Origin of the sequence: Streptomyces sp. NPDC007808 (genome assembly GCF_042868655.1) — a bacterium.
Lineage (GTDB): Bacteria > Actinomycetota > Actinomycetes > Streptomycetales > Streptomycetaceae > Streptomyces.
Genome location: NZ_JBIAEQ010000007.1, coordinates 326,185 through 344,293, shown reverse-complemented (window position 1 = coordinate 344,293; position 18,109 = coordinate 326,185). Strand labels below are relative to the sequence as shown.

The window sequence follows — 18,109 nt, the reverse complement described above, 5'->3', positions numbered from 1 at the left end:
TTGCGAGGAGGCACCGGTGTCCAGGACGAGAACCATGACCGGTCCGGCCACGGCACGCGCGGAGCGCCGTGCCGAGCGCCGGGCCCGCGCGGACTACACGGGTGGCGTCTACGGGTCCATGCTCGCGGCCTCGGTGGTGATCGGCGCGGGCTCCTTGGGCTCGTTCCCCCGCACCGAGCTGGTGCTGCTGCTGTTGCTGACCGGAGTGGTGTTCTGGGTCGCCCACGTGCATGCCCAACTGTTCGGGGCGCGCCTGGCGCAACAGGCTCTGGACCGCCGGGTGGTGCTGCACGTGTGCCGTGACGAGTGGCCGATCGTCAAGGCCGCCGTCCCGCCGGCCGCAGCGGTGGCCGTCAGCCCGCTCCTGGGGCTGGATGTGCGGGGTGCTCTCTGGCTGGCTCTCTGCGTCGCCGTCGTCGGCCAGGTGGGCTGGTCCGTGGCGGCGGCCCGCCGCGCCGGTGCTCCGCCGCGGCTCATGGCCGCCACCGCATCGGTCAACCTCGTCCTGGGGCTGCTGATCATCTGCCTCAAGATCGTCCTGAAGCATTGATCCCCGGCGTCCGCTCGCCGGGCGGCGGTCACCTGTACCGGGTGAGGTCCGAGGGGGCACGGAGGCGGACGATCGCGGGAGAGGGCGCCGTCCGCCGGACCGAAGCAGCCCTTGGAGGGACAGCTGGTGCGCTACGAGATCCGCATCGAGGGAGACCTGTCGGAGACGCTGGCCAAGGCGTTTCCGGAGCTGGGCCACGTGGCGATGTCCGGCCAGACCATCCTGTTCGGGCCCGTCGTGGACGAAGCACACCTCTACGGGCTGCTGGCGCGCTGCCAGTCACTGGGACTCCGGGTCGTGGAGATGCGCCGGCTGCCGGAGTGAGGGGAACCCGGTGAGCATGTCTGGGTCCGTGTCCGTGTCCGTGTCCGTGTCCGTGTTCCGGCCGTACGGCGGTGTCACTCGGAACCGCTCCCCCGTGTGGTTCCGCCCAGGACGACGCGGCCTCGGGATGAACGGCCCCTGGTCCGGCCCCCTACGCGGCACCCCGGGCCGTCGGCGGCCCGACGCTCACCCGCATCGGGTGAGGTCGCCCGGGCCTTGCCGTGCGCACGCTGAAGGCAGCACGCAACAGCGTGCGGGCGCCGGGACGGAGGGGATGGAGGAGAGCATCAGCCGCGTCGACGAGACCGGCGGCGGTCCGAGACCCGCTCCCCCGGCGGCAGCACGGACGAGGAGTTCCGCGAGGCGAAGGGAGGCGAAGGACCGGGTGCCGACCGGCCACGGTCCCGCGGAGCACTCGGGCTCCACCTCCCGTACCGCCCATCGCCGAGATTGCGGACCACATGAGACGAGGCGCGAGATGACCGCGACACACACCCGGCCGGCAACGGCGAAGCAGGAATGGGCAACCGGCCTGACGGCCTTCGGGGCCGTCATGCTCTTCCTCGTCGGCCTGCTCGACATCTTCCGGGGCATCATGGCCATCGCCGAGGACGACATCTTCCTCACGACGGACAACTACGTGTTCGAGTTCGACCTGACCGGCTGGGGCTGGGTCCACCTCGCCCTGGGCGCGGTCGCCCTGATCGTCAGCTTCGGGCTGTTCAAGGCCGCGACCTGGGCACGCGTCGCCGGTGTGGCCATCGCCGGACTCGTCATCATCGCCAACTTCCTCTCGCTGCCGTACTACCCGGTGTGGTCGGTCACGATGATCACCATCTCGGGGTTCATCATCTGGGCCCTGTGCGTGGTCCGGCGCGGCGACGTCTTCGACCTGTCCGAGGAGGGCTCGGCGTACATGGAGGGCTCGGAGTACGGGCAGCGCCCGGGGTACGGGGAGCGCCGCCCGTACGAGAAGCGGCCACCGGCCTAGTGCGAGGCGACGGCTCGGTCTTGCCCTTGGGTCCTGCGGGACGGGCCCGCCTCGCCGTGCTCGCCCTGCTCGGCAGCATCCTGGTGCCGCTCGTCGCCGCCGGGCTGCGGAGCGTGCTGTGGGCGCTGCTCGGCATCGCCGGAGTGGCGCTCGCTGCCGTCGGGGTGTGGTGGACCCTGGCGCACACCGGTGCACTCCGAGCCCTCGGGGCGGCCCTGTCGGTGATCGCGCCGGTCGCCGTCCTCGCCCTGTATGCCGCGTTCGGCATGCTGGGACCGGCCGCGCTGTCCCTGGCCCTGTGGGTGCTGGCCGTCACGGCGGCACGTACGGCCCTGAGCCCCGGGCACACCGCCGTCGGGCCTTCCGGGCAGGCGGTCGACGGGGCGCCCCACAGCCCCTGGGTCCTCATGAACCCGCGCTCCGGCGGCGGCAAGGTGGGCCGCTTCCACCTGGTCGACAAGGCCCGGGCAGTCGGCTGCCGGGTGGTCCTGCTCGAAGGCGGCCAGAACGTCACCGAACTGGCTCGGCAGGCGGTCGCCGACGGGGCCGATCTGCTGGCGGTGGCGGGCGGCGACGGCACCCAGGCGCTGGTGGCCGAGGTCGCCGCGCGCCACGACCTGCCGTTCGTGGTGATCCCCGCGGGTACCCGCAACCACTTCGCCCTGGACCTCGGCCTCGACCGCGACGATCCGGCGGCGGCCCTGGAAGCCCTGACCGACGGTGTCGAGTTCCGCGTCGACCTCGGGTACGCCGCGGACCGGGTCTTCGTCAACAACGCCTCGTTCGGAACGTACGCGTCCGTCGTCACCGACCCCGCCTACCGGGACGCCAAGGCCCGCACGACCCTGCGCACCCTGCCCGGTCTGCTGACCGGCGAGGACGCGCCCGGACTGCGGGCACGGGCCGACGGAACCTACGTCGACGGACTTCAGGCACTCCTCGTCAGCAACAACCCGTACGGACGTGCCGTCGACGCGGCCCGTCCGGGCCGCAGGGAACGGCTGGACTCGGGCCTGCTCGGCGTGGTGTGCGTGCGGGTCGGCAACACCGCTCAGGCGGCCCGGCTGGTGCGCGGCCCGCGCTCCGGGGGGCTGGTCCGGCTGAGCGCCGGGGAAGTCGTCGTCGAAGCCGACACCGGCAGCCTCCCTGTCGGCATCGACGGAGAGCACGTCGTTCTGCCGTCGCCCGTGGTGTGCCGCAGCGCGCCCGGGGCACTGCGGGTGCGTACGCCCCGGCGTCGCCCCCACGCCGCGCGGGTCGTCGGCGGGGCGGCCGACTGGCGGCGCGTGACACGGTTGGCGCTGGGCCGCCCGTCCGTTCCCGGGTGAGTGGCTCGGGCAGCCGGGACCGCCAGGACGCGGGCCGGCGGTCAGTGCGGTGGTGCGAGGAGCCCGTCGATGACGCGGCGAACCATAAAGACCGCGTCGCTTTCCCCGAGGCGCAGTGCCGTGTTCGCGGCGTTGAGCACGGCGTCGATCTGGAAGACCGTGAGGTCCACGTCCAGTCGGGCGACCTCTCCGGTGTCCACGGCGCAGGCCAGTTCACCGACGAGGAGCGCGAGCCAGGTGCGGCGGTGGAGCAGCAGGGTCTCTCGGACTCTCCCGGGCCGGCTGTCGAAGTCGGGGAGGCCGGCCGCCCAGACGACGCCGCCACGACCGAGGCCGCGTTCCGTCAACTCCGCACCGCGCAAGGCGGCTTCGCCGGCCGGCGTGGAACCGGTGGGCGGGTCACGGCGAAGAGCCCTGGGCCTGCTCGCGCTCATGGCGCGGCCACACGGGTGGTTCTGCGCTCAGGGGGCCACGCCCGCATCCGGCTTCGCGATGCCTGGGCCGTACTGGGGACTTGGAGCGGACATGGGGCCGGCACCCTCGCCCACCGGTCGGATGATCCGGCGTGCCGACGAGCATATCTCAGACATTTGCACATTAATCTCTCGTCACCTTATGACGTGGCGGATCGCGTACGCGGCCGCTTCAACGCTCGGAGAAGACATGCGCAAGCCTCACAGGACCGCTGTCGTGGCCGTCCTCATCAGCGCCATCGGTTTCCTCGGCACCGGCACGGCCCACGCCGACGGTCACGGACACGGGCACAAGCACGGGCACAAGCAGAGCCACGGGCACAAGCAGAAGCACGGGCACAAGCAGAAGCACGGGCACAAGCGCGGACACGGTCAGAAGCACCAGGTCAAAGAGAGCCAGATGCTCGTCATCAGCCAGAGCACCACGTGCCGGACGGCCGAGGAGAACGTCGACGTACAAGGTCAGTACGGATTCCAGAACGGCCGGGAGGGCAACCGGTCCAACGGCGAGGGTTCGCCCGGTTCGCAGTACACCAGCCTCGGCTCCAGCCAGGGCTGCAACAACACCGTCGTCCTCGGCAAGTAGCGCACACGGGTCCCGACTTCGGGGTCCCTGGGGCTGCTGATCCAGTACTGGCGAGGGCCCTGCCGACGCGCGTCGGCAGGGCCCTCGCCGTCGTCTCGCCACTGCCGGTTCGCGGGCGTGACGCTGTGCTCCCGTCCGGATCTGTGCCGACCGCCACAGCGCGCGGATGCACAAAGGCTCATACTGAGCCATGACCAAGCCTGCGGTACCGAAGCGCCATCTGCCCACCAGCCCCTTCAAGGCCCCTGTCACACCGGTTCCCAAGCACTTCGCCATGGGTGACCGGGTCACCCATGATGTGTACGGCCTCGGCCGGGTGATCGGCATCGAGGACGGAATCGCGGCGCTCGTGGATTTCGGCGCAACACAGATGCGGATCCTGAGCCCGTACGCCAAGATGACCAAGCTGTAGGACCCACCGTCGTGCCCGGTCACGGCACACCAGGTCCATTCAGGGACCTGTCACGAAAGAGAGACCTCCCATCGATCTGACGTCGCTGTTCTCCGCTGTGGAAGAGCAACCCCGCTGCTCCGCGGCAGCATCTCCGCCTCCCGCGACGAACCCCTTCCGAACCCCGGACTTCGGGGAGGACGAGACCTTCGCGCTCGACGATGTGGAGGAGCCCGCCCCCGGCCGGCGTCCGGTGCGCCGCAGGGCGGCCTAGCTTCGCGGACGGCGGTGGCCTTCGGCAGCCGACCGCGGGCCCTCGCCGGTACTGCGGTGAGGGCCCGTGACCGTCCCGGTCTCCGCCTGGCCGTCAGCGCGCCGGGAAGGTGGGCGACACCGGTCGCGGCCGCCGCCACGAGGCAGCCGGTGACCAGCAGGACCGCGCACACGACGCCCATGGCCCGTGACCCGCGGGGCGCGCTCGTGAGTCCGGTTCCCGCTTCGCGTCGTCGACGTCCTGGTGGAGGCGGCCGGACCGGACCACCGGCCCGACACCCGGCGGAGCTAGCATCCGCACATGACTGCTGACACCCATGCATCCCCCCTCGATGTCGAGATCGGCGCCCTGAAGGGCGGTTCCGCCGACCTCTCCCAGTACGCCGGCCAGGCCGTGCTCGTCGTGAACGTGGCCTCCAAGTGCGGGCTGACCCCCCAGTACACCGGCCTGGAGAAGCTCCAGGAGCAGTACGCGCAGCGCGGCTTCACGGTGCTCGGCGTGCCCTGCAACCAGTTCCTCGGCCAGGAGCCCGGCACCGCCGAGGAGATCGCCGAGTTCTGCTCGGCGACGTACGGCGTGACCTTCCCGCTGACCGAGAAGGTCGAGGTCAACGGGGACGGCCGGCACCCGCTGTACGAGCGTCTGGTCGGCTTCGCGGACGCCGAGGGGCACAGCGGCGACATCCGCTGGAACTTCGAGAAGTTCCTGATCGGCCGGGACGGGCAGGTCGTCGCCCGCTTCTCGCCGCAGACCGAGCCGGAGGCGTCGGAGGTCGTGACGGCCATCGAGGCCCAGCTGGCGTAACCGGTTGACCTTGCCCCTGGGGCAGGGCCGAGCGTCGTCGTCGCCGGGCGGGAAAGGCCCCCCGGCGACGGAGGATGAGGCCGTGAACGACGAACTGCTCACCATCGGCGCGTTCGCCGCGCGGTCCAGGCTGTCGGCGAAGGCCCTGCGGCTGTACGACCGTCTGGGGCTGCTGGCCCCCGCGCACGTCGACGATGTCAGCGGCTACCGCTACTACCGGGCCGACCAGATCGAGCGGGCCCGTCTCGTGGCGCTTCTGCGGCAACTGGACATGCCGCTCGCGCGCGTCGCCGAGATCGTCGAGGCCCCGGACGGTGCCTCGGCGGCCGGGCGGCTCACCGCCTACTGGGCGGACGTCGAGGCGCGGATGGCGGGGCAGCGGACACTCGCCGAGTACCTCCGTGGACGACTGTCGGGGAGGAGCTCCGAGATGTACGGGAAGTTCGTGGTCGAGACGGTGGAGGTGCCCGAGCAGGTGCTGATCACCGAGACCCGGCATGTGCTGGTGGGTGAGCTGCCGGCGTGGATCGGCGCGTCGCTGGGGCGCCTGGAGAAGGCGGCCGAGGAGTGCGGTGGCATCACGGGCGCGCCGTTCGTCGTCTACCACTCCGATGTGTCGATGGAGAGCGACGGACCGGCCGAGGCGTGCCTCCCGGTGGCCGACGAGGCGGCGGCACGGGCCTGGGTCGACAGGGAAGGCCGCGCCTGGGAGTCGAAGGTGCGCGTGGAACCGGCCCACCGGCTCGCCTACACCCGGATCACCAAGGCACAGGTCGCCCACCCGCAGATCCTGTCCGCCTTCGAGGCGGTGGAGGAGTGGATCCCGAAGCAGGGGCTGTGGCAGGCGGGCCCGTGCCGCGAGGTGTACTTCGCCGACTGGGACGCGGCGGGGGCCGAGGACCCGGTGTGCGACGTGGCGTTCCCGGTCAGGTGAGGTGACGGGGCAGTGCTCCGGGGGCGCCGCCGCGGGCTTTTGCGGCGGCGCCCCCGCGTCACTGCTGCTGCGGCCACCACTCCTCGGGGCAGGGCGTCCCGCGCGGCACGTCGTACGGCGCCGCCAGGCGGTACGTCCCCGCCTTCGGGGCCACCAGCGTCGTCCACTGGTCGCCGAGCACGTCCTGAGCCGTCTCCATCAGACAGCCGTGGACGTTGTCGTACGACTGGGGCTCGGTGTCGGGGCGGTTCTGCGACGCCGTCGTCTCCGTCGGCGCGTCCAGCTTCTTGCCCTCGGCGTCGACGATGCTCAGCCACGGCGAGTAGGGGACGCGGACGAGGACGCGGCCCGGCTTGCTCACCCGGATCGTCATCTCGCCCTGCTCGGCCCGCTCGACGACGGCGTTCGGCTCGGCGAGCGGCGCCGGGTCGATCACCTCGAACAGCTGCCAGTTGGCGTCGCCCCACACCTGCTTGAGGTAGGGCAGTCCGCGCTGCAGCAGCTGCCGCTCGCGCTGTGCTCCCGTGGGGTCCGGTTCGTCCTTGGGCAGGACCACGAAGTGCACGGCCCAGCGCTTGAGCCACTCGCGGTAGTTCGCGGAGTTGAGGGTGCCGTCGTAGAACAGCGGGTTGCGCCCCATGTCGGCCTGCCGGTTCCAGCCCCGGGCCAGGTTGACGTACGGCGCGAGGGCGGCGGCCTCGCGGTGGGAGCGGGCCGGGACCACCTCGACCCGGCCCTTCTCGGCACCGACCTCCTGCAGCTCGTTGACCAGGGGCGCCAGCTGGCGCGCCCAGGCCGCCTCCGGTGCGGAGTGGATGATGTCGTCGACCGTCTTGTAGCCGATCCAGCCGGTGAAGGTGAGCAGGGCCAGCACGCCCGCGTACCACTTGCGTGAGCGGGGCACCGCGAAGGGCAGCGCGGCGACCAGGGCCATCCCGCCGAAGAGCATCGCCAGGCGCGTGATGTTGGAGCCGATCTGCGAGCTGACGACCCAGACCAGGACGACCGCGAGCCCGTAGACCGCGGAGACCAGACGGACCGTCTTCCACTCCTCGGGGACGAGCAGGTAGACCGCCACCGAGATCAGCAGCGGCAGCAGCATCGAGCCGAACACCATCGGCTGGGTCCCGGAGAACGGGAACAGCCAGGCGGACACGGCCACGACCGCGGTCGGCGCGAGGCCCAGCGCCCAGGCGCCCGGCCGACGCTTCTGCAGGAACAGGGCCACCGCCACGAAGCCGACGAAGAGTCCCGCGACCGGTGACGCCATGGTGGCGAGCGCGGCGAGCGGGGCCGCGCACAGCGCCTTGGCCCACCGCTTGTAGCGCCAGCGGTGCGGCCAGCAGAACACGACGGCGACGGCGCCCAGCGCGAACATCGTGCCGAGCCCGAAGGTGACGCGCCCGGAGATCGCGTTGCAGGTCAGCCCGAGGATCCCGGCGAGCGCCGCCCACAGCGGGTTCCGCACGGCCCGGCTGCGCAGCAGGATCAGCGTCAGCAGGCCCGCGGAGAGGGTTCCGGCGATCATCATCGTCGTACGGACGCCGAGCACCGACATCAGATACGGCGACACCACGCTGTACGACACCGGGTGCATGCCGCCGTACCAGGCGAGGTTGTACGCCGAGTCCGGGTGCCGGCCGACGAACTCGGCCCAGGCGTCCTGGGCCGCGAGGTCGCCGCCGCTGCTTGCGAACGTGAAGAACCAGATGACGTGCAGAAGTCCGGCGAGGGCCGTCATCGACAGCACCGGATGACGCAGCAGACGCTCACGCAGGGCGAGCACGGCGGCGGTCAGCCGCGACGGCGGTCCGTCCTCCGGACGCCGTTCGTGGTCTCCCTGGCGCGGCGCGGGTACGCGTATTCGCGGACCGGCTCCCGGTCCGGGATCGGCGTCGTCGGCGCGTGTCGGCTCCGCAGTGGCCACCTTTGAGGCACTCCCCGTACTGTCCCGTCTTCTGTTCTGGCCGCGTCCCGTTCCCCCGGTGCTGCCGGCCCTGTCGAAGGGGTCTGCGGCCGTGCCCCGTGAGCGACGACCTGACCGTTTCGTGACGCTAGCACGCACCCCGCCGGGCGGCTCCCTCGGCGGGGTGCGTGCTGAACGCCGTTCGACTGCCCGAGGGCCGGCCTGGGCAGGTCAGCCGAGGCGGGTCACCTTGGCGGTGAAACCGGGTTCCGTCAGGTCGCTCTGGAGGGCCACCGGCGCCTTGACCGCGCCGCTCGTGCCGTCACCGACGGTGAGCGTGCCGACCTTGGTGCCGGCCTTCGCGGTGTGCGGCACGTCGTCGGCGTCGAAGGACAGCTTCACCCGGTAGCCGGACCAGCCGACGGCGGTGACGTCCTGGGTGAGGACGACGGGGGTGCGGCCGCCGAGTCCGTCGTCCACGTATCCGACGACGTCGCCCTTCTTCAGGATCTTCGCCGAGGTGAGCTCGTCCTGGGCGGCGAACATCGCCGTCTTGCTGACGTCGTTGACGGTCTGGATGATCGGCGCCTTGTGCTGGCCGAGGACGGCACCGACGAGGGTGACGGTCTCGCCGTCGATCTCCTTGCGGGCGGCGAAGAGGAGGTTGCCGCCGGCCGCGGTGGTCGTGCCCGTCTTGATGCCGATGGCCCCGTTGTAGGGGACGAGATAGTTGTAGTTGTACCACTTCTTCCCGGACGGATCGATCCACTGCCCCATGCGCGTGATCTCCGTCAGCGCCGGGATCTTGACGATCTCGTTGCCGAGTTTCACCTGGTCCTCGGCGGTGGAGACGGTGGTCTCCTTCAGGCCGGAGGCGTCGGTGTACGTCGTGTTCTTCATGCCGAGTTCCTTGGCGGTGTCGTTCATCTTCTGGATGAACGCCTTCTCGGAACCGGCGTCCCAGCGGGCCAGCAGGCGGGCGATGTTGTTCGCGGACGGAATCATGATGGCCGCGATCGCGTCGTGCTGGGTGAGGGTGTCGCCCTCCTTGACGGTGTTGAGGGTGGACTCGCCGTCCTTGTCGTAGCCGCCCTCCTTCTCGGCGAGGGCGTCGACCTTGATCTTCTTGCCGTCCTCGCCCGGCTTCATCGGGTGGTCCCTGAGGACGATGTACGCGGTCATCGCCTTGGCGACGGACCCGATGGCGACGGGGGTCTGCTTGCCGAAGTGGCTCATCGTGCCGATGCCGTTGACGTCCATCCAGCCCTGGCCCTCACCGGGCCACGGGAGGGACACCTTGTCGCCGTCGAAGGCGTACGACTCCTCGGCGGTCAGGGCGAGCGTGGGCGTGGGCAGGGGGCGAACGGCCTGCGCGATCGCAAAGACGATCACGAGGAGCAGGACCAGGGGGGTCCAGATCTTGATGCGCCGGACGAGCGTCCGGACGGGGGTCTCCGGGGGCGGCGGCGTGTTCGTCAGCTCGGCCAGCAGGTCCAGCGGCGGCTTGGGCGGCAGGGGCTGCTGGGTGGTCCGCTCGGGGCCGACCTGGGGGACGGCGGCGGTGACGTCGGGCGCGGGGCTCTTCGGGGCGGGGCTCTTCGGGGCGTCCGTCCGCGGCTCGGCCGACGGCATGTCCGGCTTGAGCGCGACGAACTTGCTGGTGCGCTCGGAAGGGGCCTCGGGCCGGGGGGCCTTCAGCATGGTGGTGGGCTGGTCCACCGGGGGCTTCTCAGGTGTCGGCCGTACGGCCTTGAAGACAGCGGTCGGCTGATCGACGCCCCTCTTGCCGCCGCGGCTTTCGTCACCGGAGGCGGGCCGCCCGTCTCGGGGGCCCTCACCGTCGGCGGGGCGGTCGGCGGCCTCCGCGTCGGCGGTGGAAGCCCGCTGCCCGGCACCCTCACCCCCGGACGCCTCCGCGTCACGCACGGAGGCCCCGCGGCGGGGGTCCTCCCGATCGACGGCTCCAGCCGCGTCGGCGGGTTCCGCGCCGGTGGGCGCGGCATCGGCGGGCTCCGCGTGGGCCGGCGCGGCATCGGCGGGCTCCGCGTGGGCCGGCGTGGCGTCGGCGGGCTCCGCGTCACGCACGGAGGCCCCGCGGCGGGGGTCCTCCCGGTCGGCGGGTACGGGGCTGTCGGTGGGCTCCGCGTCACGCACCGGGGCGGAGGTCGCCGCGTCGTCCTCGACCGCGTCGGCGGGCTCGGCGGCCGTGGAGGTCTCGTCGGTGTCCGAGGCGGCGGCAGGTTCACCGGTACCGGCAGCGGCGGGGCCATGGGACTTGTCGGTGTCCGAGGCCGCGGTGGGTCGGTCCGCTTCGGATGCGGCCGGGTCGGGGGACCCGGCCCCCGGAGTGGTCCCGGAAGCCGCGACCTGCCGTTCCCCGGCAGTGGAGTCGTCGCCCTCGGCCTTCTCCGGGTCCGCTGCGGCGTCGCGCGCGTCGCCGGCCTCGGCGCCCACGGCGTCGTCGGCGTCCGCCGAGGCGACCCAGGCCGCCACAGCGGCCCTCAGCCGGTCGTCACCCGCCCCGGCAGGCCGGTCGTCCCGGTCCTCGGAGTCCCGCCCCCGGGCCTCCCGCGTCTCCTCGGCCTCGGTCGCGTCGGCGTCACCGTCCGCGGTGCTCCCGGCCTCGGCATCCGCGGCCTCGCCGCCCGCAGCGTCCCCGGCATCCGCAGCCTCGGCCCTGGCCACCGGCTCACCCACGGTGTCCCCGCCGTCGGCGGCCACCTCACCGGCATCCGTCACCTCGGCGTCCCCGGCGGCGGCACTTTCGACCTCAGCAGCCGTTCCACCGGCATCCTCGGCATCGGCTTCCCGGGCCCCGGGGCCCTCGGCCTCCGGGGTGTCGGCACCCGCGTTCCCGGCGCCGGCATCCTCCGCGCCCGCGGCTCCCGTCGCCGGCGCCCCGTCCTTCCGCCTCGCCGCTTCCAGGTCGGCCCGGGACAGCACCTTCGTCGCCGTGTCCACGGCGACGCGTGGCGCGGGGGTCTCGCGGGACATCGCCAGGCGGGGGTCCCGGCGTTCCGTGGGGGTCTCGGCGCTCGGTGCGGAAGCGGGGTCCGGAACCGTACCCCCGCTCCCCGACGTCGGTTCTGCCGACGACTCGCGCTGCTTCGACCTGTCGGGGGACTCGCCCGCCACCGATGCCTCCTCCATGTGCCGCCGCACGCACCGCGTGCGGTTGTCGAACCCTGAGCCACCGCCCGGACCCGTGCCCGTACGGCCCCCGTGCCGCTGTCCGAACCATGTACCAGTGTCCTGTGCGCGACCCTCGACTCATGCGGTAGACGAGAACGACATACCTACCGGTTCCCTCACGAAGCGGTCACGCACCCTCGACAGACCAATGTGAGAGGGGTCACCCTGTCATTCATCCACGCGGGGAGGCATGGATGGGCAGGAGCCGCAGAACACTTCCGGAGGAGCTTCTGCTGCTGGCGTTGGACCCGGCCACGGGTACCACCGCACAGCCGCAGTCGCTCGACCTCGGCCTGGCCGGAGCACAGCTAGTGGAGCTGGCGCTGGCAGGACGGATAGCCCCAGACGGGGATCGTATCGCCGTGGTGGTACCACGGCCGACTGGAGATCCGACACTGGACTGCGCGTTGGAGTTGCTGCGAAGGCGTGGCGCTCCGGTACGGGCCGTCCACTGGATCGGCGGGCCCCGGCTGGGGCTGCGCCAGACCTACCTCTCGCATCTGGAGCGGTGCGGCATGGTGCATGCCGTCGCCGGTCAGATGTGCGGGGTGTTGCCGACGACTCGTTACCAGGCGACGGACAACGAGATCAGCCGGGAGATCAGGGCCCGGCTGGACTCAGCGATCCGCACCGGCGTACCGCCGGACCCGCGGACCGCGGCGCTCGCCGCCCTGGCACACGCGGTCGGCCTCGGCAAGCACCTGTACCCGGGGAACGAGGGACGGTCGTCCCGCTCCCGGCTGCGGGACCTGATCAGGCACGACCCCATGGGCGGTCTCGTCGCGCACGCCGTGATGGACGTCCAGAACGGCGCGGCGGCCCAGCCGCGCCGCAGCCCGGCCCCGGCCGGCCGTCAGGCCGCTCCCGGTGGCAGGGCGACGGCGGAACCCGCTCGCGGCGTTCCGGTGCAGCCGCGCCGCGGAGCCATGGCGCGCGTCGTGGCTCACTGAGCAGCGGTCGGCGGCCCGCACCACGCGGGGCGGCGGCGCGCGCTCGATCACGTACCACCGTTCCGGACCGCAAGCCCGCGGGTACTGCACGCCCGCATCACATGCACCTGGTAACACCTGGTCCACAGTCACCACTTGGTCCACTGGCAGTACATGCTCCACAGCACCACATGCTCCACAGCACCGCATGCGCCATACGCACCCGGCGCCACACCGCAGTCCCCCGAGACCCGGTACGGGAGCCGCTGGTCCGCGCGGGGCGACGGGACCGTACGTCCGTGTGCTCGGACGTGCTCCGAGGTCCCGTCGCCCCGCGCGGCCGCATGTGCCCCGGACGGCCCCGAACTGGCGCGTATCCAGCGCATATCCACCGTTTCCCAGCGGTAGTAAGCACCTTGGTGGCAGTCTGCTCAGCAGCAGATACGCAAAGTGGCAATCACAAGGCAGGCAGCCGGAGGTGCGCGTCCCGTGGCGTCCAATGTCAATCCCACCGTCAGGCGACGCCGGCTGGGCCAGGAGCTGCGCCGGCTCCGCGAGCTCAAGGGCATGACGGCCGAGGAGGTGGCCGAGCGGCTGCTGGTGTCGCAGTCGAAGATCAGCCGGCTGGAGAACGGGCGGCGCAGTATCAGCCAGCGCGACGTCCGGGACCTGTGCGGGGTCTACGAGGTGGAGGACCACCGGATCGTGGACTCGCTGATGCAGATGGCCAAGGACTCGCGGCAGCAGGGCTGGTGGCACTCGTTCGGCGACATCCCCTACAGCGTCTACATCGGGCTGGAGACGGACGCCGCGAGCCTGCGGGTGTACGACCCCCAGGTCGTTCCGGGGCTGTTGCAGACGAAGCAGTACGCCGAGGCCCTGATCGCGGGCGCGTTGCCGGAGACGGCGTCCACCGAGATCGAGAAGCGGGTCCAGGTGCGGATGCGCCGACAGGAACGAATCTCCACCGAGGAGAACCCGCTGCGGCTGTGGACCGTCCTCGACGAGGCCGCCCTGCGCCGGGTCGTCGGCAACCGCTCCCTCATGCGCGACCAGCTGGAACAGCTCGTCGAACAGTCCCAGCTGCCCCATGTCACCGTCCAGGTGATCCCCTTCGACATGGGCGCCCATCCGGGCCTCAACGGGCAGTACGCGATCCTGGAGTTCCCGGACGCGGCCGACTCCAGCGTCGTCTACATCGAGGGCGTCACCAGCGACCTGTACCTGGAGAAGGCGAACGACGTCCAGAAGTACAGCGTGATGTACGAGCACTTGCGGGCGCAGGCGCTGAACGTGGACCAGTCGCGCCAGTTCATCGCGGACATCGCCAAGGAGTACGCGCGCTGACGACGGACGCCGGGCGACGGCGCTCCGAGCGTCCCGCCCGGAGAAGCGCCGTACGGTACACCGTCCCCTGGCCGGGATGGAAGACTCCATTGGAATATGCCACCCGGCCGAGTGAATAGTCGCTTCGTCGGCCGATGTTGGCGAGTAGCGTCGATCACGCCACCCAGCAACAACGTTGGCGTGAATCGCTCCGCGGGTTTCCGTCACGGACCGCGCGGGGCGGTGACAGCAACTCAACATCTGGCAATTCGGAGCAGACATGGCAATTCGTCAGGGTGCCACGGACACGTGGACCAAGTCCTCGTACTCCACCGGGAACGGCGCGTGCGTCGAGGTCAAGTCGCCGATCACGGCGGCGATGGCGGTACGGGACTCCAAGGTGCCCGAGGGCCCGGTCCTGGCGTTCCCCGCACAGGCGTGGAACACCTTCGTGGCGTCGGTCAAGGCGTAAGGGGCGATCTGTCTGATCCTCACCCCTCGACCGACCTCACGATCGACAACTGCACAAGCAGTACAGGAAGAGCCCTCTCGACCAGCCCGCCGTCCTTGCCGAGGGGGCTCGGCCGTGTCCGGTCGCCGATCGACGCCTCCCCGTCTCAGCGCAGCTCGGCCACGTACCGGTCCGTCCCCGGCACCGTCGGGATGAACGGCGCGACCAGTTCCACCCGGCCCAGTCCCGTCTCCTCCACCGCGGTGTCCAGGCCGGTGAAGCGCTCCTGCCAGCACCGCCTCGGGTCCGCCTCCAGGAACCACAGGAGGGTCAGGCGGGTGTCGACGCCCTCGACCTGCTTGACGTAGGACATGCGGTCGAGCGGGAGCGGGGTGGGGCGGAAGACCGTCACCAGGGCGGCCGGGGAACCGGCCAGGCGCCTCGGGAGATGGCGGGTGCGCAGCCACTCCAGCAACTCGGCCCGCCGCTCGGGCGCCTCGGCGTCGACGACCTGGACGACCAGGCCCGCGTAGGGGTGGTCGAGGGCGTGGAAGTCGCGGGGGCCCGCCGCGCCGTCGCGGTACACCGTCGCCTCGTGGTCCTGGAACGCGGTGAAGACGTGGGTGCGGTTGTGGTGGACGCGGGCGTCGCGGTTGAGGCGCTTGTTGATGGCGACCGTCCAGCGCATGTGGTCGTCGTAGCGACCGGCGGTGATCCAGTACGTGGAGAGGTAGCAGCCGGCGGTGACCGGCTGGGCGATCGCCGACTTCTCGGGGTAGCGCAGGAGTTGCAGCTCCCGGGTGGCGACCCAGCGGCGGCCGGCGTACATCCAGGGCATCGCCATGGCGCCGGCGTAGTAGTGGTCGTCCTCGTACCAGCGGTTGTAGGCGTACTCGTGGCCGGGGTGCGGTTCGACCATGGTGATCAGGGCGTGGCCGGGGTGGACGCCGTAGGGGCCGACGGCGGCCAGTTCGGCGTACACCTCGCTGCGGGTGTCCTCGCTCATGCCGTTCCCTTCCCTTCCTTCCTCCCTCGGACGCCCATACTCTGACGCTCCGTCAGATAATCCGCCAGAGTCGGTGGCGGACCGGGACGACCCATGGAGGACCGATGTCACTGCTCGACGGCAAGACCGTCGTCGTCTCGGGAGTCGGCGCCGGGCTCGGTCACCAGGTGGCGGCGGCGGTCGTACGGGACGGCGGCAACGCGGTGCTCGGGGCGCGCACGGAGGCGAACCTGGCGAAGAGCGCCGCCGAGATCGATCCCGACGGGGCGCACACGGCGTACCGGGCGACCGACGTCACCGACGAGCTGCAGTGCGGTGCGCTCGCCGCGCTGGCCCGGGAGCGGTTCGGGGGGATCGACGGGGTCGTCCATGTCGCCGCCCTGGACTCCTACTTCGGCGGCCTGGAGGACGCCGACTTCACCACCTGGCAGTCGGTGATCGACGTCAACCTGCTGGGCTCGCTGCGGATGACCCGCGCCTGCCTGCCGGCCCTCAAGGAGCGCGGCGGTTCGGTGGTGTTCATCGGCACCCAGTCGGCCGTGGCCGCCCCCTCGCAGGTGCGCCAGGCCGCCTACGCCGCCTCCAAGGGCGCCCTCACCAGCGCCATGTACTCCCTGGCCCGGGAACTCGGACCGCACCGCATCCGGGTGAACACCGTCCTGCCGGGCTGGATGTGGGGCCCGCCGGTCCAGGCGTACGTGCGGTTCGCGGCGCGGACCGAAGGCGTCCCGGAGCCCGACGTGCTGGCCCGCCTGACCGATCGCATGGCCCTGCCGGAACTGGCCACGGACGCGGATGTGGCCGACGCCGCCGTCTTCCTCGCCTCCGACCGGGCGCGGGCGATCACCGGACAGTCGCTCCTGGTGAACGCGGGGGAGCTGATGCGCTGACCGCACCCCGATCGCCCTCTGCATCACACCCCTCGGGGCGTTCATGTAGATGAACAGAGGTCACCACTCAGAACTTTTTTACCTTGTGTTGACCCTACATGCGCTTGTCGTGCCCGCGCCACCCCACCCACCATGGGCGAGCCGTTCACAGGGCGGAACCCTGGAAGGGGTCACATGAACAGTCTCGACTGGGCCGTGCTCATCGGCTATTTCGGCGTGATGGTGGCGATCGGCGTCTGGTCGCACAAGCGGGTGGACAACGTCAGCGACTTCTTCACCGCGGGCGGCAGGATGCCGTGGTGGCTGTCCGGCATCTCCCACCACATGTCCGGCTACAGCGCGGTGATGTTCACCGGGTACGCGGGCATCGCCTACACCTACGGCGTCACGTCCTTCGTCACCTGGTCCTTTCCCATCGCGCTCGGCATCGCCATCGGGTCGAAGCTGTTCGCGCCGCGCATCAACAGGCTCCGCTCACGTCTGCACGTGGCCTCCCCGCTGGAGTACCTGAAGAGCCGTTACGACCTGAAGACCCAGCAGGCGCTGGCCTGGTCCGGCATGCTGCTGAAGATCGTCGACGTGGGCGCCAAGTGGGCGGCGATCGCGACCCTGCTGTCGGTGTTCACCGGTGTCTCGCTGAACCAGGGCATCCTCATCACCGGTGGCATCACGGCGATCTACTGCACCATCGGCGGACTCTGGGCGGACGCGCTGACCGAACTCGGCCAGTTCGTCATCCAACTGCTCGCCGGTGTCGCGATGTTCGTCGCCGTGTTCGTCAGACTCGACGACTACGGCGGCTTCTTCGGCGTCTGGGACCGGCCGGAGCTCCAGGGCCACGAGGAGCCGCTGGTCGGGCCGTACGGCACGGTCTTCCTGCTCGCCTTCCTCTTCATCAAGCTCTTCGAGTACAACGGCGGCATGCTCAACCAGGCCCAGCGCTACATGGCCACGGCCACCCCGTACGAGGCCGAGCGCTCGGCCCGGCTGTCGGCGATCCTGTGGCTGGTCTGGCCGCTGGTGCTGTTCTTCCCCATGTGGATGTCGCCGCTGCTGGTGACGTCCGAGAAGGGTGACGGCTCCGACTCCTACGCCCTGATGACCGAGCAGCTGCTGCCGCACGGCCTGCTGGGACTCGTCATCGTCGGCTTCTTCTCGCACACCATGGCCATGTGCTCCTCCGACGCCAACGCCATCGCCGCCGTGTTCACCCGGGACTGCGCGCCGGTGATCTGGCGCCGGGCGCGGACGTGGACGGAGGGGCAGGGTCTGCGGGTCGCCCGGATCGCGACCGTCGTCTTCCTCGGCCTGTCCATGGCGGCCGCCACCCAGGTCAACTCGCCCACCTTCAAGGACATCATCACGGTCGTGATCAAGTGGGTCGCCGGTCTGATGGGCCCGATGGCCATTCCGATGATGCTGGGCCTGCTGCGGCCGTTCCGCCGCTCCGGTCCGACGGCCGCGCTCACCAGCTGGTCGATGGGCCTGCTCGCCTTCTGGCTGGTCAACTACCCGATCCACTGGAACGTCGAGGGCGGGGTGCCGCTGCAGTACCAGGTCTCCATCCCGCTGGCGGTCTCGCTGGTCCTCTACGTCCTCATCGGCTACGTCAAGCCGGAGGACACCCCGGAGCGGCTCGCGATCGTCGAGCGCATCAACACGGACGGGGATGACGGCGCGGCGGCCGCGGTACCGGCGCCGGCGGGCCCGGTGGACGACGTGGTGCGCGTCAAGGACTGAGGTACGACGGCGAA

Annotated in this window: 17 protein-coding genes; 13 read left to right on the top strand and 4 right to left on the bottom strand. The window is 71.1% G+C overall.

Going from position 1 to position 18,109, the window contains the following annotated elements; all coding sequences use genetic code 11:
* Positions 1-34 precede the first annotated feature (34 nt).
* The 4 genes from ACFYNL_RS27095 to ACFYNL_RS27080 all read left to right on the top strand — a co-directional run bounded on the left by ACFYNL_RS27095 (position 35) and on the right by ACFYNL_RS27080 (position 3,193).
* Positions 35-550 carry a hypothetical protein gene (locus ACFYNL_RS27095; RefSeq protein WP_388807973.1) on the top strand — a complete coding sequence of 172 codons (516 nt, stop codon included), beginning with the start codon at positions 35-37 and terminating at the stop codon, positions 548-550.
* Between the two features lie 126 nt (positions 551-676).
* Complete coding sequence (locus ACFYNL_RS27090) at positions 677-874, top strand: hypothetical protein (protein WP_388807971.1); 198 nt, start codon at positions 677-679, stop codon at positions 872-874.
* A 478-nt stretch (positions 875-1,352) separates the two neighbouring features.
* Complete coding sequence (locus ACFYNL_RS27085; protein WP_388807611.1) at positions 1,353-1,865, top strand: hypothetical protein; 513 nt, start codon at positions 1,353-1,355, stop codon at positions 1,863-1,865.
* A gap of 26 nt (positions 1,866-1,891) precedes the next feature.
* Positions 1,892-3,193, top strand: coding sequence for a diacylglycerol/lipid kinase family protein (locus ACFYNL_RS27080; protein ID WP_388807610.1), 1,302 nt, complete (start codon positions 1,892-1,894; stop codon positions 3,191-3,193).
* A gap of 41 nt (positions 3,194-3,234) precedes the next feature.
* Here the strand turns inward: ACFYNL_RS27080 and ACFYNL_RS27075 are convergent, their stop codons facing one another.
* On the bottom strand, positions 3,235-3,627 hold the full coding sequence (locus ACFYNL_RS27075; RefSeq protein ID WP_388807608.1) for a TetR family transcriptional regulator C-terminal domain-containing protein: 393 nt from the start codon (positions 3,625-3,627) through the stop codon (positions 3,235-3,237).
* Between the two features lie 229 nt (positions 3,628-3,856).
* Between ACFYNL_RS27075 and ACFYNL_RS27070 the strand changes: the two genes are divergently transcribed.
* From ACFYNL_RS27070 to ACFYNL_RS27055, 4 genes are all read left to right on the top strand, one after another.
* The gene (locus ACFYNL_RS27070) at positions 3,857-4,252 is read left to right on the top strand and encodes a hypothetical protein (RefSeq protein ID WP_388807607.1); all 396 of its coding nucleotides are present in this window, start codon (positions 3,857-3,859) and stop codon (positions 4,250-4,252) included.
* Between the two features lie 190 nt (positions 4,253-4,442).
* Complete coding sequence (locus tag ACFYNL_RS27065) at positions 4,443-4,664, top strand: hypothetical protein (protein ID WP_388807606.1); 222 nt, start codon at positions 4,443-4,445, stop codon at positions 4,662-4,664.
* Positions 4,665-5,217: 553 nt separating this feature from the next.
* Positions 5,218-5,721, top strand: a complete 504-nt coding sequence (locus ACFYNL_RS27060) for a glutathione peroxidase (RefSeq protein WP_388807605.1) — start codon at positions 5,218-5,220, stop codon at positions 5,719-5,721.
* An 82-nt stretch (positions 5,722-5,803) separates the two neighbouring features.
* Positions 5,804-6,655, top strand: a complete 852-nt coding sequence (locus ACFYNL_RS27055; RefSeq protein WP_388807604.1) for a MerR family transcriptional regulator — start codon at positions 5,804-5,806, stop codon at positions 6,653-6,655.
* 58 nt (positions 6,656-6,713) lie between these two features.
* Here the strand turns inward: ACFYNL_RS27055 and ACFYNL_RS27050 are convergent, their stop codons facing one another.
* Both ACFYNL_RS27050 and ACFYNL_RS27045 read right to left on the bottom strand, forming a co-directional pair.
* Entirely contained in the window at positions 6,714-8,582 is a 1,869-nt protein-coding gene (locus ACFYNL_RS27050) for an MFS transporter (protein ID WP_388807603.1), read from the bottom strand.
* 210 nt (positions 8,583-8,792) lie between these two features.
* On the bottom strand, positions 8,793-11,696 hold the full coding sequence (locus tag ACFYNL_RS27045; protein ID WP_388807602.1) for a D-alanyl-D-alanine carboxypeptidase: 2,904 nt from the start codon (positions 11,694-11,696) through the stop codon (positions 8,793-8,795).
* A 251-nt stretch (positions 11,697-11,947) separates the two neighbouring features.
* Between ACFYNL_RS27045 and ACFYNL_RS27040 the strand changes: the two genes are divergently transcribed.
* The 3 genes from ACFYNL_RS27040 (at position 11,948) to ACFYNL_RS27030 (ending at position 14,480) form a co-directional block, all read left to right on the top strand.
* Positions 11,948-12,703 carry a GPP34 family phosphoprotein gene (locus ACFYNL_RS27040; protein ID WP_388807600.1) on the top strand — a complete coding sequence of 252 codons (756 nt, stop codon included), beginning with the start codon at positions 11,948-11,950 and terminating at the stop codon, positions 12,701-12,703.
* Between the two features lie 468 nt (positions 12,704-13,171).
* Positions 13,172-14,029, top strand: a complete 858-nt coding sequence (locus tag ACFYNL_RS27035) for a helix-turn-helix domain-containing protein (RefSeq protein WP_388807599.1) — start codon at positions 13,172-13,174, stop codon at positions 14,027-14,029.
* 259 nt (positions 14,030-14,288) lie between these two features.
* The gene (locus tag ACFYNL_RS27030) at positions 14,289-14,480 is read left to right on the top strand and encodes a DUF397 domain-containing protein (RefSeq protein ID WP_388807597.1); all 192 of its coding nucleotides are present in this window, start codon (positions 14,289-14,291) and stop codon (positions 14,478-14,480) included.
* A gap of 145 nt (positions 14,481-14,625) precedes the next feature.
* Here ACFYNL_RS27030 and ACFYNL_RS27025 read toward each other — a convergent pair whose 3' ends face one another.
* Positions 14,626-15,465 carry a hypothetical protein gene (locus ACFYNL_RS27025; RefSeq protein WP_388807595.1) on the bottom strand — a complete coding sequence of 280 codons (840 nt, stop codon included), beginning with the start codon at positions 15,463-15,465 and terminating at the stop codon, positions 14,626-14,628.
* 104 nt (positions 15,466-15,569) lie between these two features.
* Here ACFYNL_RS27025 and ACFYNL_RS27020 point away from each other — a divergent pair, with 104 nt between their 5' ends.
* Together ACFYNL_RS27020 and ACFYNL_RS27015 are read left to right on the top strand one after the other, a co-directional pair.
* Positions 15,570-16,355: an SDR family oxidoreductase gene (locus tag ACFYNL_RS27020; RefSeq protein WP_388807593.1), complete on the top strand. Its 786-nt coding sequence runs from the start codon at positions 15,570-15,572 to the stop codon at positions 16,353-16,355.
* A 174-nt stretch (positions 16,356-16,529) separates the two neighbouring features.
* Positions 16,530-18,095: a sodium:solute symporter family protein gene (locus ACFYNL_RS27015; RefSeq protein ID WP_388807592.1), complete on the top strand. Its 1,566-nt coding sequence runs from the start codon at positions 16,530-16,532 to the stop codon at positions 18,093-18,095.
* The last annotated feature ends 14 nt before the right edge of the window (positions 18,096-18,109 follow it).